Origin of the sequence: Clavibacter lycopersici, assembly GCF_003576405.1 — a bacterium.
Taxonomy (GTDB): domain Bacteria; phylum Actinomycetota; class Actinomycetes; order Actinomycetales; family Microbacteriaceae; genus Clavibacter; species Clavibacter lycopersici.
Genome location: NZ_QWGT01000340.1, coordinates 1 through 2,200, shown reverse-complemented (window position 1 = coordinate 2,200; position 2,200 = coordinate 1). Strand labels below are relative to the sequence as shown.

Here is a 2,200-nt window from a genome sequence, read left to right as displayed (position 1 = left end):
GACGGAGGCCACCGCGACCGCGACCGGCTCGGCCGACCCCTCCGGGCCCGCCGAGCCCGCCCGCCCCGCCGACGGGAGCTGACGCGTGGCCGACGCCGGGTGGGTGCGGATCCCCGCGCCCACGTACCGGCAGCGGCTGCTCTTCGGGAGCGGCTGGTTCCTCCTGGTCGCGTGGCTCAGCATGAACCCGCTCGGCTACCTGGGCCGACGCCTGGAGGACGCCGTCGGCGGAGGCTGGCTCACCGTCGCGGCCACCGCCGTGGTCGGCATCGTCGCCGCGGGGGCGCTCCTGCTCCTCGTCATCACGCGTCTCACGCCGGCGCTCGACATCGACGCGCACCGCGGCGTCCTGCGCCTGCGCGGGAAGGAGCGGCCGTTCTCCGAACTCGTCAGGGCCCGCATCGACATCGCGCCGGTCCCGCGGGAGTCCCGCTACGACAAGCCCCGGAAGCGTCCGCGGCGGGATCCGCTCGTCATCCGCCTCGACCTCGCCGACGGCGCCGCGTTCCGCGTCGTCCTCGCGATCGGCCCGACCGACGCGCTCTCGCCCGAGCGGACGACGGCTCTCCTCGCGGCGGTGCGGGGCTCCGACATCCAGACGCCCACCGCCTCCTACGATCCCGACGGCCGCTTCACGCACCTCAACTTCCCGGGGAGCCTCGACCGGGACGACACGGTGCGGCTGATCGAGGATCCGCAGAGCGCGAGCGCCCTGCCGCGCTGAGGACGCGCGAGCGCCCCCGTCAGACCCGCATCGAGAACGCCGCGAGCCCCTGCTCGGCGTGCGGGGCGAAGCCGAGCGAGCGGTAGAAGGGGTGCGAGCGGTCGCCGTCCTCGGTGCCGCCCGCGTCGGTGGTGAGCACGAGGAGCACGCCGGCCGGCTGGCTCGCGCGCACGTGCTCGAGGAGCGCGCGGCCGATCCCGCCGCGCTGCAGGTCGGGCCGCACGAGGAGGTCCTGCACGTAGCAGATCGTCGCCCCGTCGCCCACGGTGCGCACGAGGCCGACGAGGCGGCCGGTGTCGTCGCGCGCGGTGGCGACGAGGTCGGATCCGGCGAGCGCCCGCTCGAGCCGCCCGGGGTCGCGCGTGTAGACGGACCAGCCGACGGATCCGTAGAGCTCCAGCAGCTCGGCGCGGGCGGGGACCTCGTCGGCGATGGGGATCACCCCGTCACCGTACCGGCCTGTGCAGTCGACGCTCGCGCGATGACCGCCCCTCGATACGGTCGCGGTTCCGCCCGCTGACCCTTCCGACGAGAGCTGTCCATGCACCAGTCGCGCCACGCCTGCACGTCCTCATCTCGGCGGACCCGATCCGGGTCCCTCGCCATCGCCTCGCTGGCCGTCGCCGCCGTCGCGGCCTCCGGCCTCGGAGCCGCCCTCCTCGCCCCGGCCAGCGCGTTCGCCGCCACCGCCACCGTGGGCCTCGGCACCGCCGCGTCGTACTCGGTGCTCGCCGGCCAGGGCGTCACCAACACCGGCCCCACCACCCTCTCGGCGGATCTCGGCACCAGCCCCTCCGCGTCCGTCACGGGCTTCCCGCCCGGCGTCGTCGGCGGCGCCACGCACGCGGCCGACGCCGCGGCCGGCCAGGCCCAGTCCGACCTCACCACCGCGTACGACGACGCGGCCGGCCGCCCCACCACCGCCGCCGTGCCCGCCGACCTCGTCGGATCCACCCTCACCCCCGGCGTGCACACGGCCGCCGGCCCGCTCGCCAACACCGGCACGGTCACGCTCGACGCCCAGGGCGACCCCTCGGCCGTCTTCATCATCCAGGCCCCGTCGTCGCTCACCACCGGCTCCGGCAGCCGGGTGTCGCTCGTCAACGGCGCCCAGGCCTGCAACGTGTTCTGGCAGGTCTCGAGCTCCGCGACGCTCGGCACGGGCTCCGGATTCGCGGGCACGGTCCTCGCGCTCACGAGCGTCTCCGTCGGCACGGGCTCCACGGTCGACGGCCGCATGCTGGCCCGCAACGGCTCCGTCACGCTCGACGACGACGCGTTCATCTCCTCCACCTGCGGCACCACCACTTCGCCCATCGGCTCCGGCACGACGCCCGTCGTCACGCCGACCCCGGCGCCCTCGTCCACGCCGGCGCCGTCGCCCACCCCGCCCGCGGGATCCACGCCCACGCCCGGCGGCCCCACCGGCGGCCCGACGCCGACCCCGTCGCCCACGCCCACGCCCACCTCCGGCGT

Annotated in this window: 3 protein-coding genes; 2 read left to right on the top strand and 1 reads right to left on the bottom strand. The window is 76.2% G+C overall.

What is annotated here, in order from left to right:
• Positions 1-85 precede the first annotated feature (85 nt).
• The gene (locus DZG00_RS14825) at positions 86-724 is read left to right on the top strand and encodes a hypothetical protein (protein ID WP_233549228.1); all 639 of its coding nucleotides are present in this window, start codon (positions 86-88) and stop codon (positions 722-724) included.
• Between the two features lie 19 nt (positions 725-743).
• On the opposite strand, the gene DZG00_RS14820 is transcribed toward DZG00_RS14825, so the two are convergent.
• Complete coding sequence (locus DZG00_RS14820) at positions 744-1,166, bottom strand: GNAT family N-acetyltransferase (RefSeq protein WP_119383238.1); 423 nt, start codon at positions 1,164-1,166, stop codon at positions 744-746.
• Positions 1,167-1,265: 99 nt separating this feature from the next.
• On the opposite strand from DZG00_RS14820, the gene DZG00_RS14815 reads away from it, so the two are divergent.
• Positions 1,266-2,200 (top strand): ice-binding family protein (locus DZG00_RS14815; protein ID WP_147360040.1); only part of this gene is annotated, 935 nt, incomplete at its 3' end.